Genomic DNA, 20,616 nt, shown 5'->3' on the forward strand with positions numbered 1-20,616 from the left:
CCACGCTCTGCGTGGGCATGCATCCCGTGACGCTCTGCGTCACCTTCCAGAAGCGGAACGCAGAGCGTCCCTGGCGGCGTTCCCACGCGGAGCGTGAGGAACGATCGTTCACCGCCCCGCCACCTGATCGTTCCCACGCTCTGCGTGGGCATGCATCCCGTGACGCTCTGCGTCACCTTCCAGAAGCGGAACGCAGAGCGTCCCTGGCGGCATTCCCACGCGGAGCGTGAGGAACGATCGTTCACCAGATCAAGCTCCGCTGTAGGGACGGTCGTTGTTACCGATGCAGAATCACCTGCGCAATCTCCTGCAACCCCATCACTCGTTGTGCGGCGTTGAGTTTGATCGCTTCCTTGGGCATGCCGAAGACTACGCAACTGGCTTCGTCCTGGGCCACGGTGGTGCTGCCGGCGTCGAGCATTTCCTTCAGGCCGCGGGCGCCGTCGTCGCCCATGCCGGTCATGATGATGCCGGTGGCGTTGCGGCCGGCGAATTTGGCCACGGAGCGGAACAGCACATCCACCGAAGGGCGGTGGCGGTTGACCAGCGGGCCGTCCACCACCTGCACGTGATAGAACGCGCCGCTGCGGGTCACCATCATGTGTTTGCCGCCTGGTGCGATGAGCGCCAGGCCCGGGTGGATACGGTCGTTGTTGCGGGCCTCGCGCACTTCGATCTGGCACAGGCTGTTGAGCCGGGCGGCAAACGAGGCGGTGAATTTTTCCGGCATGTGCTGGACGATGACGATGCCCGGGCACACTCGCGGCAGGGCAGTGAGCACCGCTTCCAGGGCCTGCGTGCCGCCGGTGGAGGTGCCCAGGGCGACGATGCGTTCGGTGGTCTGCGCCATGGCGTGGCCGTTGGCGGCGGGCAGCATGGCGTCGGCGGTGAGTTTGGTCGCGGGTGTCAGCGCGATCGGGGCGGGGCGCTTGCCCAGGTTGCGCACGTTGACCTGGGCGGCGGCACGGATCGCCGACACCAGCTCCGGCGCCGACTCCAACAGAAAGTTCTTCAGGCCGGTGGTGGGCTTGGTGATGATCTCCACCGCACCAGCGGCCATCGCCTGCAAGGTGGTTTCCGCGCCCCGGGGTGTCAGGGACGAGCAGATCACCACCGGAGTGGGGCGCTCGCTCATGATTTTCTTCAGGAACGTGATGCCGTCCATGCGCGGCATTTCCACGTCCAGCACGATTACGTCGGGCCATTCCTTGGCCAGTTTGTCCATGGCGAAAATCGGGTCGGACGCCGCGCCCATGACGTGGATGTCCGGTGTGTCGCTGAGGATCGCCAGCAACACCTGGCGAACCACGGCAGAGTCATCCACCAGCAGTACATTGATCTTTTTTGACATAGTCAGTGCCGGGTCCTTATAGGTTGGTGCCTGACCCACACATCACCGCTGCAAAGGTCGAAGATGATGCTGCGGTGGCCAGTGCTGCCCATGTCCTGGGCGATCAGGTCGAGGCGATAGAGGGCGGCCATTTCCAGCGCGGCGTTGACGTTCAGCCGCGCCACATCGCCGTAGGGCACGTGGCGTTGCAGCTCGGGGAACATCTCGCCGCCGCCGAACAGCTTGAGTTGGTAGTCCTCGGGTTCGGTGTGGTGGGCCCGGGCCTGGTGGATGAACAGTTCGATGGCTTCGTCGGCATAGAGGCCGTTCAGTGCGGTGGAGCAGCGCACCCGACTGGGCAGCATGAAGTGGCACATGGCGCCGATCCTGCGTTCCGGATGCCACAGCGTGATCGCCACGCAAGAGCCGAGGATCGTGCGCAGGCGGGTCGGGCAGGTGGCGAAGCGAAACTCCCCAGGCGCCAGGTACACCTCGGCCACTTCCCTGATGGCGGCGTTCATGGTTTGCGGTAAATCGATGGCGCCACCAGTTTCAATGCATCGGACACACCGTTGAGGCTTTCCGAGTGGCTGATGATGAAATACCCGCCGGGCTTGAGCCGGGGGAACAAGCGGGCAACCACTTTGCTTTTGGTGGGTTGGTCGAAATAGATCATGACGTTGCGCAGGAAGATCACATCGAACTCCCCCAGATCCGGCAAGGTGTCGTTGAGGTTGACCTGGATAAAGTTGACCCGGTTGCGCAATGCCCGGTCGATGAGGAACGTGCCTTGCTGGCTGCCGGTGCCCTTGAGGCAATATTTCACCAGCAGCGGATGGGGCAGGGTGCGGGCACGTTCCATCGGGTAATGCCCGGCGCGCGCCTTGGCCAGCACCTGGCTGCTGATGTCCGAACCGATGACTTCCCAGGGTGTGGTGCCCAATCCTTCGGCCAGGGTCATGGCCAGGCTGTAGGGCTCTTCCCCCGATGAACTGGCCGCGCTCCACAGGCGGAAGGTCTTGCCCGGTGTCGCATGGGGCAGCACGTGCTGGCGCAGGAAGTCGAAATGCTTGGGCTCGCGGAAAAAGTAGGTCTCGTTGGTCGTCAACAGATCCAGCGCCACCTGCAGCTCATCGGTGCGCTGACCGTTCATGATCAGCTTGAAATACTCGCCGTAACTGTCCAAGCCATAGTGCTTGAGGCGCTTGAACAAACGCCCGGCCACCAGGGCTTTCTTGGCCTCGGACAGGCTGATGCCGGCGGCCTGGTACAGCCAGGATTGGAACTGGCCGAACTCTCGGTCAGTGAGCGCCTGTGCGTTCAGCGTGCGTTCCTTGCAGGTATCGGCGTTCACGGGGCATCCACTTCCAGCGCGCTCGGGCTGGCTTCTGCGAGTAGGGACATCTCGTCGATGGACAGCACACGGTCCACCTCCAGCACGATGACGAACTTGCCATCGACCTTGGCCATGCCGCTGATGAAATCGGCACGGATCTTCGCGCCGAAACTCGGTGGCGGCTCGATCTGCGAGGCCGGGATTTCCAGCACCGCCGATACCGTGTCCACCAACAGGCCAATGTCCTGGGCCTGGCCGTCGGCGCTGGCCGCCTCGATGATCACCACGCAGCTGCGGCGACTGATCGCCGAATTCGGCCGGCCGAAACGGGCCGACAGGTCCACCACCGGCACGACCGCGCCACGCAGGTTGATCACCCCGCGCACGAAGGCCGGCATCATCGGCACCACGGTCAGGTTGCCGTACTCGATGATTTCCTTGATGCACAGGATGCCGATGGCAAACATCTCCGTGCCGAGCATAAACGTCAGGTATTGCGCTTCTTCCTCGACCGCGATGGCGGTTTGACGTGTGGTCGCGATGGCGCCCATTGCTTTTTCTCCTTTAAGCAAGCCAGTGGAACCGGGCCATCAGAACCGGGTGAATTCCGATTCGTCCGGGGCGCTGGCCATGTTGTAGGCAAACGCCTTGGGCATGACCGGTGCCTGAGTCCGGGCCGGTTTGCGGCTGGACGGGCCGGGGGTGTTGTCGACCCGAGCGACCTGGACGGCGGATTTGGGCGGCGTGTCCAGGGTGAAGAAGCTCATGGCCTGTTGTAGCTGCTCGGCCTGGCTGCTCATTTCCTCGGCGGTGGCGGCCAGTTCTTCGCTGCTGGAGGCGTTTTGCTGGGTCACCTGGTTGAGCTGGGTCATGGCGGTGTTGATCTGCGCCACACCGGCGGCCTGTTCTTCGGAGGCGGCGCTGATTTCCTGCACCAGGTCCGAGGTCTTGTTGATCGAAGGGACCATCTCGTTGAGCAGGTTCCCGGCCTTTTCCGCCATGTCGACGCTGCTGGACGACAGCTCGCCGATTTCCTGGGCGGCCACCTGGCTGCGTTCGGCCAGCTTGCGCACTTCGGCGGCGACCACCGCGAAGCCTTTGCCGTGTTCACCGGCGCGGGCAGCCTCGATGGCGGCGTTGAGCGCCAGCAGGTTGGTCTGGTAGGCGATGTCGTCGATGATGCTGATGCGCTGGGCGATTTTCTTCATCGCCACCACGGTCTGCTGCACCGATTCGCCGCCGTCGGTGGCTTCCTTGGCAGCCTTGCTGGCCATGCCATCGGTGACCTTGGCGTTCTCGGTGTTCTGGTTGATGCTGGCGCTCATCTGTTCGATGGAGGCACTGGTTTCTTCGACGCTGGCCGCTTGCTCGCTGGTGGCCTGGCTCATCGATTGCGCGGTGGCGCTGACTTCTTCGGAGGCGCTGGCCAGGTTGTCCGCCGCGTTACGCACTTCACCGATGATGTGCGAGAGCTTGCCCACCATGTTCTGCATGGCGTTGAGCACCATGCCGGTTTCGTCCTTGGACCCGCCCTCGATTTTTGCGTTCAAGTTGCCTTCGGCCAATTGTTCGGCGACGGCCGCGGCCTGTTTCAATGGGCGGGAGATGATGCGCGAGATGAACAGCGCCAGGCCCAGGCCCACCAGCAGGGCGGCAATCAGCACGGCAATGATCGACAGGCGCGATTTTTCAAACAGCGCTGCGCCACGCTCGCTGGCCTTGCCGGCTCCGACATCATTGAGCTCCACCATTTTTTGCAGATCAGTGGTCACCAGATCGAATTGACGTTTGGACTCGCCCTTGAGCAGTGCGTGGGCTTGCTCGGTCAGGTTTTGCCGGGACAGTGCAAACAGGTCCTTGCTCACGGCGAGGTAAGCGGTCCAGTCATTGCGGGTGGTTTCGAACAGTTGACGGTCTTCTGCATTGGAGAGCAATTTTTCATAGGTCGCCAGGCGTGTTTCAAAACCCTTCCTGGCTTCTTCCGCTTCTTGCTCGACAGTCACGCGTTCCTGTTCGGAGTCGGCGGTAATGTGACGGTTTTCCTTGAGGCGATAGTTCGCTCCGTAGAAACGCATGCCCGAGGCGGCACGCATGGACGGCATCCAGTTTTCCCGGATCTCGACCGTGGTGCTGTTTACTTCGCCCAGTTGGATGATCGCGAACACACCCATGACGGCTGTCAGTGCCAGCACCACAAGAAATGAAGTGATCAGTTTGGTGGCGATTCTAAGATCGTAGAACCATTTCATTGGGAAGTACCTCTCCATGGAATTGCTAAAGCGTCAGCGAGCGTTGGCTTGTTGGAATTGAGTCGGTGTGTAGCGGTTTTCCACTTGGGCGATCTGGGTGAGCAGCGCCGGTACGTCGAGAATCAACGCCACGGCGCCACTGCCCAGGATGGTCGAGCCACTGATGCCGCGAAGGGCACCAAACAGCTTGCCCAGCGGCTTGATCACGGTCTGGAATTCACCCAGCAAGTCATCCACCACCAGCCCGGCCTTGAGTTCGGCGTAGCGCACCACCACCACGTTCTGCCGGCGCGCGGCCGGGCCTTCGTGGCTGAAGTGATCGCGCAGGTAGACCAGCGGCAGCACCTCGCCGCGCAGGTCGAGGTAGCCTTGTTCGCGGCTGGCGAGCCCATCGTCTTCGCTCAGCTCGATGCATTCCTGGACCATGTCCAGCGGAATGACATAGGTCGATTGACCGATGCCCACCAGAAAACCATTGATGATTGCCAGGGTCAGCGGCAGGCGGATACGGACCACGGTGCCCTTGCCAGGCTGGCTGTCCAGGTCGACGGTGCCGCGCAGCAGGGTGATGTTGCGCTTGACCACGTCCATGCCCACGCCACGCCCCGAAAGGTTGGTCACGGCCTGGGCGGTGGAGAAGCCAGGTTCGAAAATCAGGTTGTAGATTTCCTGGTCGGTCGGGCTCGCGCCCGGTGTTACCAGGCCACGTTCCTGGGCTTTTTCCAGGATCCGGTCGCGGTTCAGGCCGGCGCCGTCGTCGGCGATTTCCAGCACGATGCTGCCCGAGTCGTGATAGGCGTTGAGGTGCAGGTGCCCCTTGGCTGGTTTGCCAGCGGCCAGGCGCGCCTCGGCGGTTTCAATGCCGTGGTCCATGGCGTTGCGCAGCAAGTGCATGAGCGGGTCGCCGATTTTTTCCACCACGGTCTTGTCCAGCTCGGTCTCCGCACCGCTGATGATCAGGTCGATGTCCTTGCCCAGTTCCTGGCTGACATCGCGCACCACCCGACGGAAGCGGTTGAAGGTTTCGCCGATGGGGATCATGCGCAGGCGCAGGGCGCCGTCGAGGATTTCCTCCACCAGTGACGACACCGTCGAGGTGGATTCCTGCAACGGATCGTTGTTGCAGGTGCGGGCCAGCAGGCTGGCACCGGCGCTGGCGATGACCAGTTCGCCCACCAGGTTGATCAGTTCGTCGAGCTTGTCGGCATTGACCCGCACGTAGGTGCCGTCCTTGGCCTTGCTGTCGCTGGTCACCGCTTGTTTGTCGCTGGCGATCTGGGCAGGCACGCGCGGCGTCTTGCGTTGGTCGGACAACAACTCGCCGGTGGTGACCAGGGCGGTGTTTTCCTCGACCTGTTCCGGCGACGTGGCAACCAGGCCGGTGTTGGCCTGGGGGGCGATGTCGTTATCCAGGGCAACGATCTCGATCACGCAGTCTTCCCGGACGAAGTCGAATACTTCGTTGATCGCGCCGTGGCTGGCGGCCGAGCGAAACTCGATGTCGAAGCCCAGGTAGCAGGATTCGGCGTCCCAGGCATCGGCGGCGGGCAGGGCGTCGGTCAAGGTGGTGAGGTCGACGATTTCACCCAGGGTTTGCAGATAGCGCAGGAACGACAGCGGGTCCATGCCGTTGCGGAACACGTCCTGGCCGAAGCGCAGGGAGATGTGCCAGAGGCGCGTTTCGCCGGGTTCGCTGGTGTTGATTTCAGGGGTAGATGTCGGGGCCGCAGCGGGCGAGGGCGCCTGGTACTCCTGCAGGATCTGGCACAGCTCCACTTCCCGCTGCAGGGCCGGTGGCGGCAGCGCTCCGCCCTGGTTGGCGGCCACGTTGATCAGTTCCAGCATGTGATCGCTGGACTTGAGCAGCACCGCGATCAGGCCGGCGTCCACCTCGACGCTGCCATTGCGCAGGCGATCGAGCACGTCTTCGACGATATGGGTGAAGCTGACGATCGGTTCCAGGCCGAACAGCCCGGCCGAGCCCTTGATCGTGTGCGCCGCCCGGAAGATCGCGCCAATGGCGTCATCGTCGCCGGGGTCGGTTTCCAGTTGCAGCAGCGACTCTTCCATCGCCTGCAACTGTTCCCGTGCCTCGACGATGAAGGTCTGTTGTGCCTGATCGAGATTGATGCTCACGCTCATATCCTTTGTCGTGTCCGACGTATTGCAACAGCCCTAGGCAACCAGGTTGCACAGGGCAAGTGTTTCCGTGACGGCCTTGCTTTGGCCCGTCAATGTCAGTTGGGTGCCGGCCTTGGCGGCCTCGCGCTGTACCATCAGCAGCAGTTGCAGGCCGGCGCCGTCCATCTCGGTGATCTGCGACAGATCGAGGGCCATTCGCGGTGTTGCGCCCAGGTGCGGCAACCATTGCGCGGCCAGGTCGGCGGCGGTGTAGATCGTCAGCTCGCCGTCGATGTGCACCTGGGCGGTGTCATCGTGTGTCTCGTATTGCCACGGCATGGGAGCCTCCGGCTATCAAGGAAGAATCAGCTTGGATACCGCCGCCAGCATCTGCGCCGGCTGGAACGGCTTGACCACCCAGGCCTTGGCTCCGGCGGCCTGGCCTTCCTGCTTCTTCGATTCCTGGGATTCGGTGGTGAGCATGATGATCGGCGTGAACTTGTAGCTGGCCAGCTTCTTGACCTCCTTGACGAAGGTGATGCCGTCCATGTTGGGCATGTTCACGTCACTGATGATCAGGTGCACTTTCTGGCCATTGAGCTTGCCCAGCGCGTCCTTGCCATCGCTGGCTTCGATCACGTCATAGCCGGCACTTTTCAACGCGATGCCGACCACCTGTCGAACGCTCGCGGAGTCGTCGACAACCAATACACTTTTAGCCATGAACGGCGCTCCTAAAAGAAGGTAATTTCCTGTGAAGTCTGTTGCGCGCCCGAGTCGCCGTGGTGATTACGGCGTTGCTCGTCGGTGGCGTAAGTGGTTTCCATGCGCGCCAGCCATTGACGGGCGTCGATGGAAACAGCCTGTTCGGGCGACTGGCTGGCCTGCTGCATGTGCACATGCAGGTCCTCGATGTTGTCGCGCACGTGGCTGAGGATCTGGCTGACCCGATCCTGGAATTGCAGGCTGACCAGCACCTCGGTGAGTTCATCGCGGATGCCGAAGCTCTCGCGCTGCAGCATGTCGGCCGAGTCGGCCAAGCTGCCGGTGACACTCTTGAAGCGCTCCAGCACCTGCTGGATGCTTTGCTCGGAGGCACTGACCGAATGGCTGTCCTGGTCCGCGCCGCTGGACGCGGCATGCACCAGTTGGGTGATGGCGTTGTTGATGATGTCGACCTTGGCCGACATCTGCTGGCCGGTCTCGCTGGATTTGCTCGAGAGACTGCGCACGGCGTCGGCCACCACGGCAAACCCACGCCCGGCCTCGCCGGCACGGGCGGCTTCGATGGCGGCGTTGAGGGCCAGCAGGTTGGTCTGTGCGGCAATCGCCGCGACATCGGCGGCCATGGTCCGCAGCTCGCCGGTATAGGCCGTCAGGTTGCGCACCTGGGCAAGGGTTTCATCGCGGCTGGCCTGGGTGGCCTTCAGGGAATCGATGACCTTGACCAGTTCACTTTCGCTCTGGGCCAGCACCTGTACGGCACCGCCACTGCTGCTGCCGGCCAACTCACCGGCGGCCAGTTGCGAGGCTTGCACGGTCTCTTCCAGGCGCGAAGAAATGCCGGTAAAGCGGCTGGTCAGCGAGACGATTGCGGTTTCGGTCTGCTGCCTGGAGCTTTCGACCTGCTTGGCCCAGATCGGCATCGCACCAAGAATGACTTCGTTGAGTTGCTCGCTGGTTTTATGGGCCAGGTGCTCGCTGGCTTGCAGGTCGTGGCGGGCCATGGCGGCGGCGATGGCGCGGTCGAACTGCTGACGTTGCGAACGCGCACCCCATACGCCAGCACCGACGCCAACGGCCAGGAGGGCAACAGCCAGGATGATGTTTTGAACACTTGGACCGTTGAGCAGTAAGACGCCAACGGCAGCAACAAAAGCGACGAGCACTGTGTTCCAGAGGATGCGAGGTGGTTGGGCGAAGGAATGACCGTGTGGGTACGACGTCATGGTTCGGTCCTTGAACAGAGTTTCTAACAGGTTATTTGCGAATAACTGGTTATCTGCGACCTCTACTCGGACTTTAAGACCGGCTGTCCGATACCGGTATTGCATAGGCATTGGCCTACACAGTACGTGGCACTGTGCTACTTCAGATTAGACGCTGTCTGTGAAATGTCGAATGCACCCGACGAAGGTATAAGCCGCAACATAGAACCCTCAAGAGTGCTCTCCGGTTGATTCTTCTGAAACAGACTGAATGGATTGCGCTAAATTACCCCGCATTGGATTTCGAACCTGCCATCAGAGCCCCCATGCCCACCCAGCCCCTCTGGAAAACCTATCTTCTGTTCCTGGCCCCCATGGTCCTGTCCAACTTCCTGCAGTCCATGTCTGGCACGTTCAACAGCATCTACATCGGCCAGATGCTCGGTACCCAGGCCTTGGCTGCGGTGTCGGGCATGTTTCCCATCGTGTTTTTCTTTATCGCATTGGTGATTGGCCTCGGGGCGGGGGCGGGGGTGTTGATCGGGCAGGCCTACGGTGCCGGAGAAACCGGCACGGTGAAGGCGATTGCCGGTTCGACGTTGTTGCTGGGGGCGATCATCGGCCTGACGGCGGCGGTGCTCGGCAGTGTTTTTGCGCGTCAGGCGTTGCAGGGGCTCGGCACGCCGGCCGATGTGCTGGAGGATGCCGTTTCCTATGCCCGGGTCATGATGTGGATCCTGCCGATGTTGCTGGTATTTGTGCTGTTCACTCAACTGCTGCGCGGGGTGAGCGATACGGTGTCACCGATGCTGGCGCTGCTGATCTCCACCAGTGTCGGGCTGCTGCTTACGCCCGTATTGATTCGTGGTTGGCTGGGGTTGCCGCCGATGGGCATCCAGAGCGCGGCGCTGGCGGGGTTGGTGGGGACGGCCTCGGCCATGGCCATGCTGGCATGGCGCCTGAACCGTCGCGAGCATGCCCTGGCACCGGACCGGGCGTTGTTCGCGGCGATGCGCCTGGACACGGAGATCCTTGGCAAAGTGCTGCGCATTGGCTTGCCCACAGGGTTGCAGATGGTGGTGATCTCGTTGTCGGAGTTGGTCATCCTGACGCTGGTCAATAGCCATGGTTCCCAGGCCACGGCGGCCTATGGCGCGGTGACGCAGATCGTCAACTACGTGCAGTTTCCGGCGCTGTCGATCGCCATCACCGCCTCGATCCTCGGCGCCCAGGCCATCGGTGCCGGACGCCTGGAGCGCCTGGGACCGATCCTGCGCACGGGGCTGTTGATCAACCTCTGGCTTACGGGTGGGCTGGTGGTCCTGGGCTATCTGTTGTCCCACTGGCTGCTGGGGTTGTTCATCACCGACCCGGCGGCACGGGTCCAGGCCGAACACCTGCTGCACATCATGCTCTGGAGCCTGTTGGTGTTCGGCTTCCAGGCGATCGTCGGCGGCATCATGCGCGCCAGCGGCACGGTGCTGGTGCCGGTCGCCATCTCGATCTTCTGCATCGTCGCCGTGCAAGTGCCAGCGGCGTATCTGCTGGACGCTCACTTCGGGCTGCAAGGGGTGTGGATGGCGTTCCCGGTGGCCTACTTGAGTATGCTGCTGTTGCAGACGCTGTACTACAAACGGGTGTGGCAGCATCAGCCGATCGAGCGGCTGGTGTAGAACAGAGCTTTCTGACACAACACAAATCCTCTTTGGGTCAGCAGTGGGTCAGCCTGTGGGAGCAAAGCTTGCTCGCGATGACCTCATCACATACAACGCCCCTGTTGGCTTTAAAACCGCTATCGCGAGCAAGCTTTGCTCCCACAGGCTCGCTTCCACAGAGGATTGGGTTCTGGCGATGTTACAGTGGCCATCACCCGCCACGCCGCCACCGAGGATCCGATGTCTGCCAGTCTCCCCACCCACATTGCCTATCGCGCCTTCCTGTTCGACATGGACGGCACATTGCTCAACTCCATCGCCGCCGCCGAGCGGATCTGGACGCGCTGGGCCGTGCGTCATGGCGTGGACGTGGCGACGTTCCTGCCGACGATCCATGGCGTGCGCGCCATCGACACCATCGCCCGCCAGCACCTGCCAGGGGTGGATGCCCAGGCCGGGGCCGAGCAGATTACCCGGGAGGAAATCGAAGACGTCGAAGGGGTGGTGCAGGTGCCCGGTGCGCAGGCCTTTCTGAACAGCCTGCCGCCAGAGCGCTGGGCAATCGTCACCTCAGCGCCGATGGCATTGGCCTTGCGCCGTATGGAAGCCGCCGGAATTCCACGTCCTTTGGTCATGGTCACGGCCGAAGACGTCAGCGATGGCAAGCCCAACCCAGCCTGCTATCGCCTGGCGGCCGAACGCTTGCAAGTGGCACCGCAAGAATGCCTGGTCTTTGAAGACGCCGAGGCGGGCATCCGGGCAGGCGAGGCGGCCGAGGCGGATGTGCTGGTGGTAACGGCGACGCATACGCACCCGGTGGTCACCCTTCATCCGCAGATCAAGGATTACCTTGGGCTTGGTATTGAGGTGGATGAAGCCGGGCTGATGCGGATTCAGTAATCACACAATCCCCTAACCACACAATCCCCTGTGGGAGCGCGCCTGTGGGAGCAAAGCTTGCTCGCGATAGCCTCATCACAGGCAATATCTCTGTTGGGCCTTTAAACCGCTATCGCGAGCAAGCTTTGCTCCCACATTGGATCTGCTGTGGTCTTTGAACCGGTCAGGTCACCACGCGATAGCACGGCACATACGCCGCGCCGCCCGGCAGTTTCATGCGGTGCTGGGCGACGAAGGCCTGGAGCAGGCGGTCGAGGGGTTCCATGATGGCGGCGTCGCCGTGGATTTCGTACGGGCCGTGTTCTTCGATCAGGCGGATGCCCTTGTCCTTGACGTTACCGGCCACGATCCCCGAGAACGCCCGGCGCAGATTGGCGGCCAGTTCGTGGGCGGGCAGGTCGCGGCTCAGGCCCAGGCTGGCCATGTTGGCGTGGGTCGGGTCGAACGGGCGCTGGAAGCCCTCGTCGATCTTCAGCAGCCAGTTGAAGTGGAAGGCGTCGTTGCGCTCGCGGCGGAACTGCTTGACCTCCTTGAGCCCTTGGGTCATCTGCCGTGCCACTTCGGCCGGGTCGTCGATGATGATCTGATAGTGCTTCTGCGCCTCCTCACCCAGGGTTGCACCGACAAACGCATGCAACTGATCGAGGTACGGCGCGGCGCTTTTCGGCCCGGTGAGAACCACCGGGAACGGCAGGTCCTGGTTGGCCGGGTGCATCAGGATCCCCAGCAGGTACAGGAACTCTTCCGCCGTACCGGCGCCGCCCGGGAAGATGATGATGCCGTGACCGACACGCACGAAAGCCTCGAGGCGTTTCTCGATGTCCGGCAGGATCACCAGCTCATTGACGATCGGGTTCGGCGCCTCGGCGGCGATGATGCCCGGTTCCGTCAGGCCCAGGTAGCGACCGCCATGGATACGCTGCTTGGCATGGGCAATGGTGGCGCCTTTCATCGGGCCTTTCATCACGCCAGGGCCGCAACCGGTGCAGATGTCCAGGCTGCGCAGGCCCAGTTCGTGGCCGACCTTCTTGGTGTATTTGTATTCTTCGGTGTTGATCGAGTGACCGCCCCAGCACACGACGATTTTCGGCTCCACGCCTGGACGCAAGGTGCGGGCGTTGCGCAGCAGATGGAACACGTAGTCGCTGATGCCCTGGGACGAGCTGAGGTCGATGCGCTGGCTGTCCAGCTCGTTCTCGGTGTAGACGATGTCGCGCAGGGCGCTGAACAGCATTTCCCGGGTGCTGGCGATCATTTCGCCGTCGACGAAGGCGTCGGCCGGCGCGTTCAGCAGCTCCAGGCGCACGCCCCGGTCCTGCTGGTGAATACGGATCTCGAAGTCCTTGTAGGCTTCCAGGATGGTCTTGGCGTTATCAACATGGGCGCCGGTGTTGAGGATGGCCAGGGCGCACTGGCGGAAGAGGGTATAGATACTGCCGGAACCGGCTTCGCTCAGTTGCTGGACTTCGCGCTGGGACAAGGTCTCCAGGCTGCCCTTGGGGCTTACCGAGGCGTTGATTACATGTCTTTGAGTCATTCAGCTTTCCTTGAAAACGATGCCATGCACACAACGACGGCATCTTGAAAAAAACGTCCACGCAGAAAGATCGCACGATCCTTGCGCTATCGCCATGGACTTTGGTCCGGACCCGGCGAGTCGGTTGCGCTACAAAATGAGCTCCAGCATAGCTAAATCGACCGGGCAGGCGATAATGCGTGACTCTTTTGATGCCGTACAAGGAAATTGCACCGCGATGTTCGAGATCAAACCGTGGGATGGCGACACGTACCGCAAGCAGACTCGCCGCAGCACCCTGATCATCGCGGTGGTGTTCCTGGCCCTGGCGATGCTGCTATCCAGCCTGGCCGTGATGCTGCTGGGCACGCCCGGAGGCGATAACTTTCGTTTCAATCTCGGCGGAGTGATTGTCGCGGTGCTGGCGATGGCTGCGCTGATGCGCCTGTATTTCTGGTCGCAGCCGTGGATGGCCGCCGCCGTGTACGGTTGGCAGCTCAAGCGCAGCCTGATGAAAATCACCAACGTGATGCACCAGGTGACCGCCGGGGTGCAGGCCCAGGACCCCACCGCCATGAAACTGCTGCGCTTCTATCACCTGGGACTGGCCCAGATGCATCAGCTGGACGCCAACTCCAGCGCCCAGGGCTCCCTGGCGCGAGAGGCCGAGGCGCACCTGGCGAAGATGCAGGCGCTGGGCCTGGACCCCGAACAATCGCGTCTGGACCCGAGCTGGATCGAGACGGTGAAGCAGGCCTATCGCGCAGGTTGATCGGTCAGAGGGTGCCGATGCGGTCGAGCTCGGCTTTCAGGGCCTGGGCATCGAGCTGGTCGAAGGGCAGGGCGAAAAACGCCCGGCAGCGGGTTTCGATACGATCCAGGGTGGAATGGTAGGCTTGGCCGATCTGATCGTCGTTGCCTCTGACGGTCGATGGATCGACCAGGCCCCAGTGGGCCTTGATGGCGGGGCCGAAGTACACCGGGCAAGCATCGCGAGCGGCGCTGTCGCACACGGTGATGACGATGTCCGGCGGGCTGCCCTCGAGCGCGTCGTAACCCTTGCTGCGCAAGCCTTGGACGCTGATACCGGCTTCTTGCAAGGTGCTCAGGCTGCGCGGGAGCACGTGGCCCTTGGGGAAACTGCCGGCGCTGACGGCCTCGAACCCGGCTGGGGCCAGATGGTTGAACATCGCTTCGCTGAGAATGCTGCGGCAACTGTTGGCTGTGCACATGAAGAGGACTTTCATCGATCGGCTCCGATAAGCGCAAGGTTGGGCTGCGCCGGAGTATATGCGGACAATCGAATATATGGAATTTCGTATTTGTGGCGAGGGGAAGAGCGGATAGCGCCGGGGCGCAGTACGTCTGCGCCCCAACGATTTGGGTGGTTACGATTTTCTGCCGCCGCCTTGGCTGCGTTCGCTACCTTTGTTACCGGCTCCAGTGCCTTTTTGCCGATCGTTGGCAACGTTGCCGCCCGACGCTTGTCCGCCTTTCTTGCCGGCTTCCGATGCTTTTTCACGATCATTGGCGAAGTTGCCTGGGTTTTTGTTTCCGCTACTGGCCATTTCGAGAATCCTCATTTTGGTTGAGCGAGCAACGTGCCTCGCATTAGTTGGGAAAGAAAATGGCTGAGGGAAGTTTAAAAAAAACCGCTTGCTGGCGACGAATGGTCAGCCCTCAGTCTTCACTTCTAATCCTCGCCACCGCTGACTTTCCAATGCTTGGCATCCGTGGGGAAAATCACTTGCTCGACCCGATGGGCAATGCCGAAAGCCAGGGAGTTTTCCGCCGGGATCACCCGCTCTTCGGCGCACAGGCATTTGAAGATATCCAACTGCGTCGCCGCGCCAGCGGTTTCCTTGACGTAGATTTCCACGTAGCGCGCCACGTCGTTGTCCAGGCTGGACAGGTACTCGCGCAAGCGTGAGTGGTCCACGGATTTCTGGCCGAAATACCAGTTCATCGGATGAATCAGGAAACGCGAATGCGGGGTGGTGGTGCGGTCGCTGGCGGCCAGGTACATGACGATGCCCATCGACTCGATGTTGCCGGCGTTCACCGCACGTACCGGTACCGGAAGGGACTTGATGAAGGTGTAGAGGGTGAAACCGAAGTTGGTACTGCCACCGACTGTGGAGAGATTGAGCATCAGCGAGTCGGCGCCTTTCTCAATGGCCTCCAGGCAGTTATCGCGAAAGCGTTCGGTGGTTCCCTGATCGATCTGGCAATGAAAATGGACAATGTGTTCGGACATCTGAAACTCCTGTCGACTTCACCCTTTTTGAAGTGCCTGCGGATCGGCTGTGCCGTACAGTTGGGAGTCCAGCGGTCTGCGGATGTTCCTCATCCGTGGCTGGCTGCTGGTGAGCGCATCAAGCCGGTTGCTGCTGTTCGCATTTCTGGGCGGCTTGCGTCATGCGCTGCAGAAACAGCGTCAGCCCGGCTTCTTCTTCGCTGAGGCCTTTGCGTGCCCGGGGTTTGGGCAACTGGGTCAGGGCACCGAGCAGGAAACCTTCCACCACCGCAGGATGAATGTAGCACTTGCGACAGACGGTCGGCGTGTTGCCCAGCTGTCGGGCGACTTGCCTGACCATCTCGGCGACGTGTCTTTTGGCCTCGCTCTCGGTTTCCCAGCGCAGCGTCCGCAACCCGGCCAGAGCGGCTGCGCTGCCGGCCCAGGTGCGGTAGTCCTTGGCGGTGAAGTCAGCGCCAGTGAGGGTCTTGAGGTAGGCGTTGATGTCCGAAGAACTGATGGCGTGGCGCTCGCCGTGTTCGTCCAGGTACTGGAACAGGTTCTGCCCGGGGATCTCCTGGCAACGCTTGATGATCCGCGCCAGGCGCCGATCCTTTACGGTGATCTGGTGCTCGATGCCGCTCTTGCCACGGAACTGGAAGGCGATGGCGCTGCCGTTGATCTCGACATGTTTGTCGCGCAGGGTCGTCAGGCCGTAGGAGCGATTGTCCCGGGCGTATTGGCTGTTGCCGACGCGGATCAGGGTCACGTCCAGCAGGGTGATGACCGTGGCCATGACTTTGTCGCGGCTGAACCCCGGCGTGGCGAGGATTTCCTCCAGGCGTTTGCGCAAGCGCGGCAGGGCCCGTCCGAATTCCAGCATGCGCGAGTACTTGTCCGCATCACGGACCTCACGCCAGCGCGCATGGTAGCGGTACTGCTTGCGCCCGCGGGCATCGCGCCCGGTGGCCTGGAGATGGCCGCGCGGGTCGGTGCAGATCCAGACATCGGTGTAGGCCGGCGGCACCGCCAGGGCATTGATGCGCTGAATCTCGGCTGCGTCGGTGATGCGCTGGCCCTGCGGGTCGAAATAACAGAATTTGCCCCGCTGCTTTTTACGGGTGATGCCCGGGGCCGTGTCATCGACATAATGCAGGTCGGCCGGCAGTGCATCCGGCGGCAGGGTATCGGGCATGAAAAGAGTCCTTGGCAGCGAATCCGGTGGCCTGTGAATTCATTGACCGCAGGCTGTTGCCGTCGTGCCAAGATTCTAAGGTTGCCGCAAAACCTGTGGGAGCAAACCAGCAGGAGTAAACCAGCAGGAGTAAACCAGCAGGAGCAAACCAGCAGGAGCAAACCTGTGGGAGCAAGGCTTGCCCGCGATAGCATCGCCTCGGTCTATCAGCTACACCGAGGTGCTTGCATCGCGGGCAAGCCTTGCTCCCACAAGCTCCCACAGTGTGATCCGCTGGTTTCGGACCCTACGCCAACACCGCCACCGCCTTGATCTGCGCCCACAACACCTGCCCTGGATGCAATTTCAGCTGATCGCGCGAATAGCGGGTGATACGCGCCAGCAGCGGGGTGCCGGCGGCTTCCAGGCGGATCAGCACGTGGGCGGCGTTGTCGGCGGCCTGTTCGCTGACCACGGTGACTGGCAGGCGATTGAGGATGCTGGTCTGGGCATCGTTCGCCAGGCTGAGGCTGACGTCCCGGGCCTGGACCTTGAAGCGCAGCGGCTGGCCGAGGGCCAGGGAGGTGTGGGCCACGCGTACGTTCAGTTGGCTGTCGGGCAGATTCAGGGTCAGCAATTGATAAGCCGGGTCGTACCCGCTGACCTTGCCCTCGATCACCACGCCTGCATCATCCCCCAGGGCCAATGGCAGGTCGAGCCGGGCCAGGGTTTCGCCGATCGGCCCACTGGCCAGCGCGCGACCGCCGTCGAGCAGCACGATGTGATCGGCCAGGCGCGCCACTTCATCCTGGGAATGGCTGACATACAGCACCGGGATGTCCAGCTCATCGTGGAGCCGTTGCAGGTACGGCAGGATTTCGTTTTTGCGCCGGCTATCGAGGGCCGCCAGCGGCTCATCCATCAACAGCAGTTGCGGGCTGGTCAGCAAGGCGCGGGCGATACCCACCCGCTGGCGCTCGCCGCCGGACAGGTTGTGCGGCTGCCGATCGAGCAAGTGCCCGATGCCCAGCAGTTCGGTCGCCTGTTGCATGTCCACCCGCCGTTGTGCCGGCGCGATGCGCTTGAGGCCGAACGCCAGGTTGGCCCGCACCGACAGATGGGCGAACAGGCTCGCCTCCTGGAACACATACCCCACCGACCGTTTATGGGGCGGCACGAACACAGCGTGCTCACTGTCTTGCCAGACTTGGCCGTTGACCTCGATAAAACCCCGGGCCGGCCGCTCCAACCCGGCGATGCAACGCAGGCAGGTGGTTTTGCCGGAACCGGACGGCCCATACAGAGCGGTCACGCCACGGCCGGGCAGTTGCACATCCAGGTCCAGGGAAAAAGCCCCGTGGTCGAGCTGCAAACGCGCGTGAATCATCGATCAGCTCCAACCGGCACGGGTTCGGCGGCTGGAGTACAGCGCCAGCAGCACCAGGAATGAAAACACCAGCATTGCCGCCGCGAGCCAGTGGGCCTGGGCGTATTCCAAGGCTTCGACATGGTCGTAGATCTGCACTGACACCACCCGGGTTTTCTCCGGGATGTTGCCGCCGATCATCAGCACCACGCCGAATTCGCCGACGGTGTGGGCAAAGCCAAGAATCGCCGCAGTGATGAAGCCGGGGCGGGCCAGGGGCAGGATGACGCTGAAAAACGTATCCCAAGGCCCGGCTCGCAGGGTGGCGGCGACTTCCAGCGGGCGACTGCCGATGGCGGCAAAGGCGTTCTGCAACGGCTGCACCACAAACGGCATGGAATAGATCACCGAGCCGATTACCAACCCGGTGAAACTGAAGGTGAGGGTGCCTAGCCCGAGAGCTTGGGTGAGCTGGCCGATCCAGCCGTTCGGCCCCAACGCCAGCAACAGGTAGAAGCCGATCACCGTGGGCGGCAGCACCAACGGCAACGCGACCACCGCACCCACCGGCCCGCGCAGCCAGGAGCGGGTGCGCGACAGCCACAATGCGATGGGCGTGCCGATGAGCAGCAGGATCACCGTGGTCAATGACGCCAGTTTCAGGGTCAGCCAGATGGCGGCATAGTCGGCGCTGGTCAGTGGCATTTAGCGTTGGTAACCGTAGGTTTGGATGATGGCGGCGGCTTTCGGGCCCTTGAGGTAATCCACCAGGGCCACGGCAGCGGGGTTGTCCCGGCCCTTGTTGAGGATCACCGCGTCCTGTTTGATCGGGTCGTGCAGTTCGGCCGGGACGATCCATGCCGAGCCGCCCGTCACTTTGCCGTCCTTGTACACCTGGGACAAGGCGACGAAGCCGAGTTCGGCGTTACCGGTGGAGACGAACTGATAGGCCTGGGTGATGTTCTGGCCTTCGACGAGCTTGCTTTTCACCTGCGCGGTCAAGCCGAGCTTGTCCAGCACCTGGGTCGCGGCCAGGCCGTAGGGCGCGGCTTTCGGGTTGGCGATGGACAGGTGTTGGAAATCGTTGTGCTTGAGCACCTGGCCCTGGCTGTCGACATAACCGTCCTTGGCCGACCACAGCGCCAGGGTACCGACCGCGTAGGTGAAGCGCGAGCCCTTGACGGTGTCACCTTCGCTTTCGAGCTTGGCCGGGGTGGTGTCGTCGGCGGCGAGGAAGACTTCGAATGGCGCGCCGTTCTTGATCTGGGTGTAGAACTGCCCGGTGGCCCCGTAAGCCGCCACCAGTTTGTGTCCGGTGTCTTTTTCGAAGTCGGCGGCGATGGCCTGGATCGGCGCGGTGAAATTGGAAGCGACTGCCACCTGCACCTCAGCGGCCTGGGCGGCGCCAATGGCAAAGAACGTGGTCAGCAGCAACGGCGCGAAGCGGGTGAGAGGCATGGATGAGGCTCCGTGGGGTCAGGTTCGCTATATACCGGAATATATAGCGAATGACCGACAAACGGAACGCGGCATTTCGCCCGGGGAGTGAGGTGCAAGGGTGTGGGAGCCAAGCCTGCTCGCGAAGACGGTGGGTCAGCTTGCATCCATTTTGAATGCGCTACCGCCATCGCGAGCAAGCTCGGCTCCCACAGGTCCGGTGGTGTGCCTGGATGTGCCGGTTGCCCCCAATCCCCTGTGGGAGCCAAGCTTGCTCGCGAAGACGGTGGGTCAGCTTGCATCCATTTTGAATGTGCTACCGCCATCGCGAGCAAGCTCAGCTCCCACAGGTCCGATGATGTGCCTGGATGTGCCGGTTGCCCCCAATCCCCTGTGGGAGCCAAGCTTGCTCGCGAAGACGGTGGGTCAGCTAGCATCCATTTTGAATGTGCTACCGCCATCGCGAGCAAGCTCAGCTCCCACAGGTCCGGTGGTGTGCCTGGATGTGCCGGTTGCCCCCAATCCCCTGTGGGAGCGAGCCTGCTCGCGAAGACGGTGGGTCAGCTTGCATCCATTTTGAATGTGCTACCGCCATCGCGAGCAAGCTCGGCTCCCACAGGTCCGGTGGTGTGCCTGGATGTGCCGGTTGCCCCCAATCCCAGTGGGAGCGGGCTTGCTCGCGAAGACGGTGGGTCAGCTTGCATCCATTTTGAATGTGCTACCGCCATCGCGAGCAAGCTCGGCTCCCACAGGTCCGGTGGTGTACACGGATGTGCCGGTTGCCCCCAACCCCCTGTGGGAGCGAGCCTGCTCGCGAAGACGGTGGGTCAGCTAGCATCCATTTTGAATGTGCTACCGCCATCGCGAGCAAGCTCGGCTCCCACAGGTCCGGTGGTGTACCCGGATGTGCCGGTTGCCCCCAATCCCCTGTGGGAGCGAGCCTGCTCGCGAAGACGGTGGGTCAGCTTGCATCCATTTTGAATGTGCTACCGCCATCGCGAGCAAGCTCGGCTCCCACAGGTCCGGTGGTGTGCCTGGATGTGCCGGTTGCCCCCAATCCCAGTGGGAGCGGGCTTGCTCGCGAAGACGGTGGGTCAGCTTGCATCCATTTTGAATGTGCTACCGCCATCGCGAGCAAGCTCGGCTCCCACAGGTCCGGTGGTGTACACGGATGTGCCGGTTGCCCCCAACCCCCTGTGGGAGCGAGCCTGCTCGCGAAGACGGTGGGTCAGCTAGCATCCATTTTGAATGTGCTACCGCCATCGCGAGCAAGCTCGGCTCCCACAGGTCCGGTGGTGTACCCGGATGTGCCGGTTGCCCCCAATCCCCTGTGGGAGCGAGCCTGCTCGCGAAGACGGTGGGTCAGCT

The 20,616-nt window shown here is 62.3% G+C and carries 20 protein-coding genes; 3 read left to right on the top strand and 17 right to left on the bottom strand.

What is annotated here, in order from left to right; genetic code table 11:
* Window positions 1-277: 277 nt before the first annotated feature.
* Genes F7R20_RS17945 through F7R20_RS17985 form a run of 9 tightly spaced genes read right to left on the bottom strand, consistent with a single transcriptional unit; the run spans window position 278 to window position 9,096 of the window.
* The gene (locus tag F7R20_RS17945; protein ID WP_003203057.1) at window positions 278-1,351 is read right to left on the bottom strand and encodes a protein-glutamate methylesterase/protein-glutamine glutaminase; all 1,074 of its coding nucleotides are present in this window, start codon (window positions 1,349-1,351) and stop codon (window positions 278-280) included.
* 2 nt (window positions 1,352-1,353) lie between these two features.
* Window positions 1,354-1,851: a chemoreceptor glutamine deamidase CheD gene (gene cheD, locus F7R20_RS17950; protein WP_003203055.1), complete on the bottom strand. Its 498-nt coding sequence runs from the start codon at window positions 1,849-1,851 to the stop codon at window positions 1,354-1,356.
* Window positions 1,848-2,684 (bottom strand): CheR family methyltransferase, encoded by an 837-nt coding sequence (locus F7R20_RS17955; RefSeq protein WP_003203053.1) that lies wholly within the window; start codon window positions 2,682-2,684, stop codon window positions 1,848-1,850. Before F7R20_RS17955 ends, cheD begins: the two co-directional genes overlap by 4 nt.
* Window positions 2,681-3,217, bottom strand: coding sequence for a chemotaxis protein CheW (locus tag F7R20_RS17960; protein WP_003203051.1), 537 nt, complete (start codon window positions 3,215-3,217; stop codon window positions 2,681-2,683). Before F7R20_RS17960 ends, F7R20_RS17955 begins: the two co-directional genes overlap by 4 nt.
* Window positions 3,218-3,256: 39 nt before the next feature.
* Window positions 3,257-4,915, bottom strand: a complete 1,659-nt coding sequence (locus F7R20_RS17965) for a methyl-accepting chemotaxis protein (protein ID WP_003203049.1) — start codon at window positions 4,913-4,915, stop codon at window positions 3,257-3,259.
* A 33-nt stretch (window positions 4,916-4,948) separates the two neighbouring features.
* Complete coding sequence (locus tag F7R20_RS17970; RefSeq protein ID WP_003203048.1) at window positions 4,949-7,051, bottom strand: chemotaxis protein CheA; 2,103 nt, start codon at window positions 7,049-7,051, stop codon at window positions 4,949-4,951.
* 39 nt (window positions 7,052-7,090) lie between these two features.
* Window positions 7,091-7,375 carry an STAS domain-containing protein gene (locus F7R20_RS17975; RefSeq protein ID WP_003203046.1) on the bottom strand — a complete coding sequence of 95 codons (285 nt, stop codon included), beginning with the start codon at window positions 7,373-7,375 and terminating at the stop codon, window positions 7,091-7,093.
* A 15-nt stretch (window positions 7,376-7,390) separates the two neighbouring features.
* Window positions 7,391-7,759 (bottom strand): response regulator, encoded by a 369-nt coding sequence (locus tag F7R20_RS17980; RefSeq protein ID WP_003203044.1) that lies wholly within the window; start codon window positions 7,757-7,759, stop codon window positions 7,391-7,393.
* Between the two features lie 11 nt (window positions 7,760-7,770).
* Window positions 7,771-9,096, bottom strand: coding sequence for a methyl-accepting chemotaxis protein (locus F7R20_RS17985; protein WP_394351215.1), 1,326 nt, complete (start codon window positions 9,094-9,096; stop codon window positions 7,771-7,773).
* Window positions 9,097-9,290: 194 nt separating this feature from the next.
* On the opposite strand from F7R20_RS17985, the gene F7R20_RS17990 reads away from it, so the two are divergent.
* Both F7R20_RS17990 and F7R20_RS17995 read left to right on the top strand, forming a co-directional pair.
* A complete protein-coding gene (locus F7R20_RS17990; RefSeq protein ID WP_003203040.1) occupies window positions 9,291-10,637 on the top strand; it encodes an MATE family efflux transporter in 1,347 nt (448 codons plus the stop codon).
* 222 nt (window positions 10,638-10,859) lie between these two features.
* Window positions 10,860-11,519: an HAD family hydrolase gene (locus F7R20_RS17995; RefSeq protein ID WP_003203038.1), complete on the top strand. Its 660-nt coding sequence runs from the start codon at window positions 10,860-10,862 to the stop codon at window positions 11,517-11,519.
* A 163-nt stretch (window positions 11,520-11,682) separates the two neighbouring features.
* Here the strand turns inward: F7R20_RS17995 and ppnN are convergent, their stop codons facing one another.
* Window positions 11,683-13,056: a nucleotide 5'-monophosphate nucleosidase PpnN gene (gene ppnN / locus F7R20_RS18000; protein WP_003203037.1), complete on the bottom strand. Its 1,374-nt coding sequence runs from the start codon at window positions 13,054-13,056 to the stop codon at window positions 11,683-11,685.
* 217 nt (window positions 13,057-13,273) lie between these two features.
* On the opposite strand from ppnN, the gene F7R20_RS18005 reads away from it, so the two are divergent.
* Window positions 13,274-13,807 carry a DUF3087 family protein gene (locus F7R20_RS18005; RefSeq protein ID WP_003203035.1) on the top strand — a complete coding sequence of 178 codons (534 nt, stop codon included), beginning with the start codon at window positions 13,274-13,276 and terminating at the stop codon, window positions 13,805-13,807.
* A gap of 4 nt (window positions 13,808-13,811) precedes the next feature.
* Here F7R20_RS18005 and F7R20_RS18010 read toward each other — a convergent pair whose 3' ends face one another.
* From F7R20_RS18010 to modA, 7 genes are all read right to left on the bottom strand, one after another.
* The gene (locus tag F7R20_RS18010) at window positions 13,812-14,282 is read right to left on the bottom strand and encodes an arsenate reductase ArsC (protein WP_003203033.1); all 471 of its coding nucleotides are present in this window, start codon (window positions 14,280-14,282) and stop codon (window positions 13,812-13,814) included.
* Between the two features lie 141 nt (window positions 14,283-14,423).
* Window positions 14,424-14,603, bottom strand: a complete 180-nt coding sequence (locus F7R20_RS18015) for a con-10 family general stress protein (protein WP_003203031.1) — start codon at window positions 14,601-14,603, stop codon at window positions 14,424-14,426.
* 125 nt (window positions 14,604-14,728) lie between these two features.
* Complete coding sequence (locus tag F7R20_RS18020) at window positions 14,729-15,292, bottom strand: ATP-dependent Clp protease proteolytic subunit (protein ID WP_003203029.1); 564 nt, start codon at window positions 15,290-15,292, stop codon at window positions 14,729-14,731.
* Window positions 15,293-15,410: 118 nt separating this feature from the next.
* Entirely contained in the window at window positions 15,411-16,466 is a 1,056-nt protein-coding gene (locus F7R20_RS18025; protein ID WP_003203027.1) for a DNA topoisomerase IB, read from the bottom strand.
* 286 nt (window positions 16,467-16,752) lie between these two features.
* On the bottom strand, window positions 16,753-17,832 hold the full coding sequence (gene modC, locus F7R20_RS18030; protein ID WP_003203025.1) for a molybdenum ABC transporter ATP-binding protein: 1,080 nt from the start codon (window positions 17,830-17,832) through the stop codon (window positions 16,753-16,755).
* Window positions 17,833-17,835: 3 nt separating this feature from the next.
* Window positions 17,836-18,516, bottom strand: a complete 681-nt coding sequence (gene modB, locus F7R20_RS18035; protein ID WP_003203023.1) for a molybdate ABC transporter permease subunit — start codon at window positions 18,514-18,516, stop codon at window positions 17,836-17,838.
* Entirely contained in the window at window positions 18,517-19,269 is a 753-nt protein-coding gene (modA, locus tag F7R20_RS18040) for a molybdate ABC transporter substrate-binding protein (RefSeq protein ID WP_003203021.1), read from the bottom strand. It lies immediately after the preceding gene.
* Window positions 19,270-20,616 lie beyond the last annotated feature (1,347 nt).

The sequence above is a fragment of the Pseudomonas brassicacearum subsp. brassicacearum genome (assembly GCF_008801605.1).
GTDB lineage: Bacteria > Pseudomonadota > Gammaproteobacteria > Pseudomonadales > Pseudomonadaceae > Aquipseudomonas > Aquipseudomonas brassicacearum.

What these genes read in the sequence shown, in the direction of transcription:
- F7R20_RS17945 (WP_003203057.1), bottom strand. Translation starts at nt 1,351, where the DNA reads ATGTCAAAAAAGATCAATGTACTGCTGGTGGATGACTCTGCCGTGGTT.
- cheD (WP_003203055.1), bottom strand. Translation starts at nt 1,851, where the DNA reads ATGAACGCCGCCATCAGGGAAGTGGCCGAGGTGTACCTGGCGCCTGGG.
- F7R20_RS17960 (WP_003203051.1), bottom strand. Translation starts at nt 3,217, where the DNA reads ATGGGCGCCATCGCGACCACACGTCAAACCGCCATCGCGGTCGAGGAA.
- F7R20_RS17965 (WP_003203049.1), bottom strand. Translation starts at nt 4,915, where the DNA reads ATGAAATGGTTCTACGATCTTAGAATCGCCACCAAACTGATCACTTCA.
- F7R20_RS17975 (WP_003203046.1), bottom strand. Translation starts at nt 7,375, where the DNA reads ATGCCGTGGCAATACGAGACACACGATGACACCGCCCAGGTGCACATC.
- F7R20_RS17980 (WP_003203044.1), bottom strand. Translation starts at nt 7,759, where the DNA reads ATGGCTAAAAGTGTATTGGTTGTCGACGACTCCGCGAGCGTTCGACAG.
- F7R20_RS17985 (WP_394351215.1), bottom strand. Translation starts at nt 9,096, where the DNA reads ATGCCTATGCAATACCGGTATCGGACAGCCGGTCTTAAAGTCCGAGTA.
- F7R20_RS17990 (WP_003203040.1), top strand. Translation starts at nt 9,291, where the DNA reads ATGCCCACCCAGCCCCTCTGGAAAACCTATCTTCTGTTCCTGGCCCCC.
- F7R20_RS17995 (WP_003203038.1), top strand. Translation starts at nt 10,860, where the DNA reads ATGTCTGCCAGTCTCCCCACCCACATTGCCTATCGCGCCTTCCTGTTC.
- ppnN (WP_003203037.1), bottom strand. Translation starts at nt 13,056, where the DNA reads ATGACTCAAAGACATGTAATCAACGCCTCGGTAAGCCCCAAGGGCAGC.
- F7R20_RS18005 (WP_003203035.1), top strand. Translation starts at nt 13,274, where the DNA reads ATGTTCGAGATCAAACCGTGGGATGGCGACACGTACCGCAAGCAGACT.
- F7R20_RS18010 (WP_003203033.1), bottom strand. Translation starts at nt 14,282, where the DNA reads ATGAAAGTCCTCTTCATGTGCACAGCCAACAGTTGCCGCAGCATTCTC.
- F7R20_RS18015 (WP_003203031.1), bottom strand. Translation starts at nt 14,603, where the DNA reads ATGGCCAGTAGCGGAAACAAAAACCCAGGCAACTTCGCCAATGATCGT.
- F7R20_RS18020 (WP_003203029.1), bottom strand. Translation starts at nt 15,292, where the DNA reads ATGTCCGAACACATTGTCCATTTTCATTGCCAGATCGATCAGGGAACC.
- F7R20_RS18025 (WP_003203027.1), bottom strand. Translation starts at nt 16,466, where the DNA reads ATGCCCGATACCCTGCCGCCGGATGCACTGCCGGCCGACCTGCATTAT.
- modC (WP_003203025.1), bottom strand. Translation starts at nt 17,832, where the DNA reads ATGATTCACGCGCGTTTGCAGCTCGACCACGGGGCTTTTTCCCTGGAC.
- modB (WP_003203023.1), bottom strand. Translation starts at nt 18,516, where the DNA reads ATGCCACTGACCAGCGCCGACTATGCCGCCATCTGGCTGACCCTGAAA.
- modA (WP_003203021.1), bottom strand. Translation starts at nt 19,269, where the DNA reads ATGCCTCTCACCCGCTTCGCGCCGTTGCTGCTGACCACGTTCTTTGCC.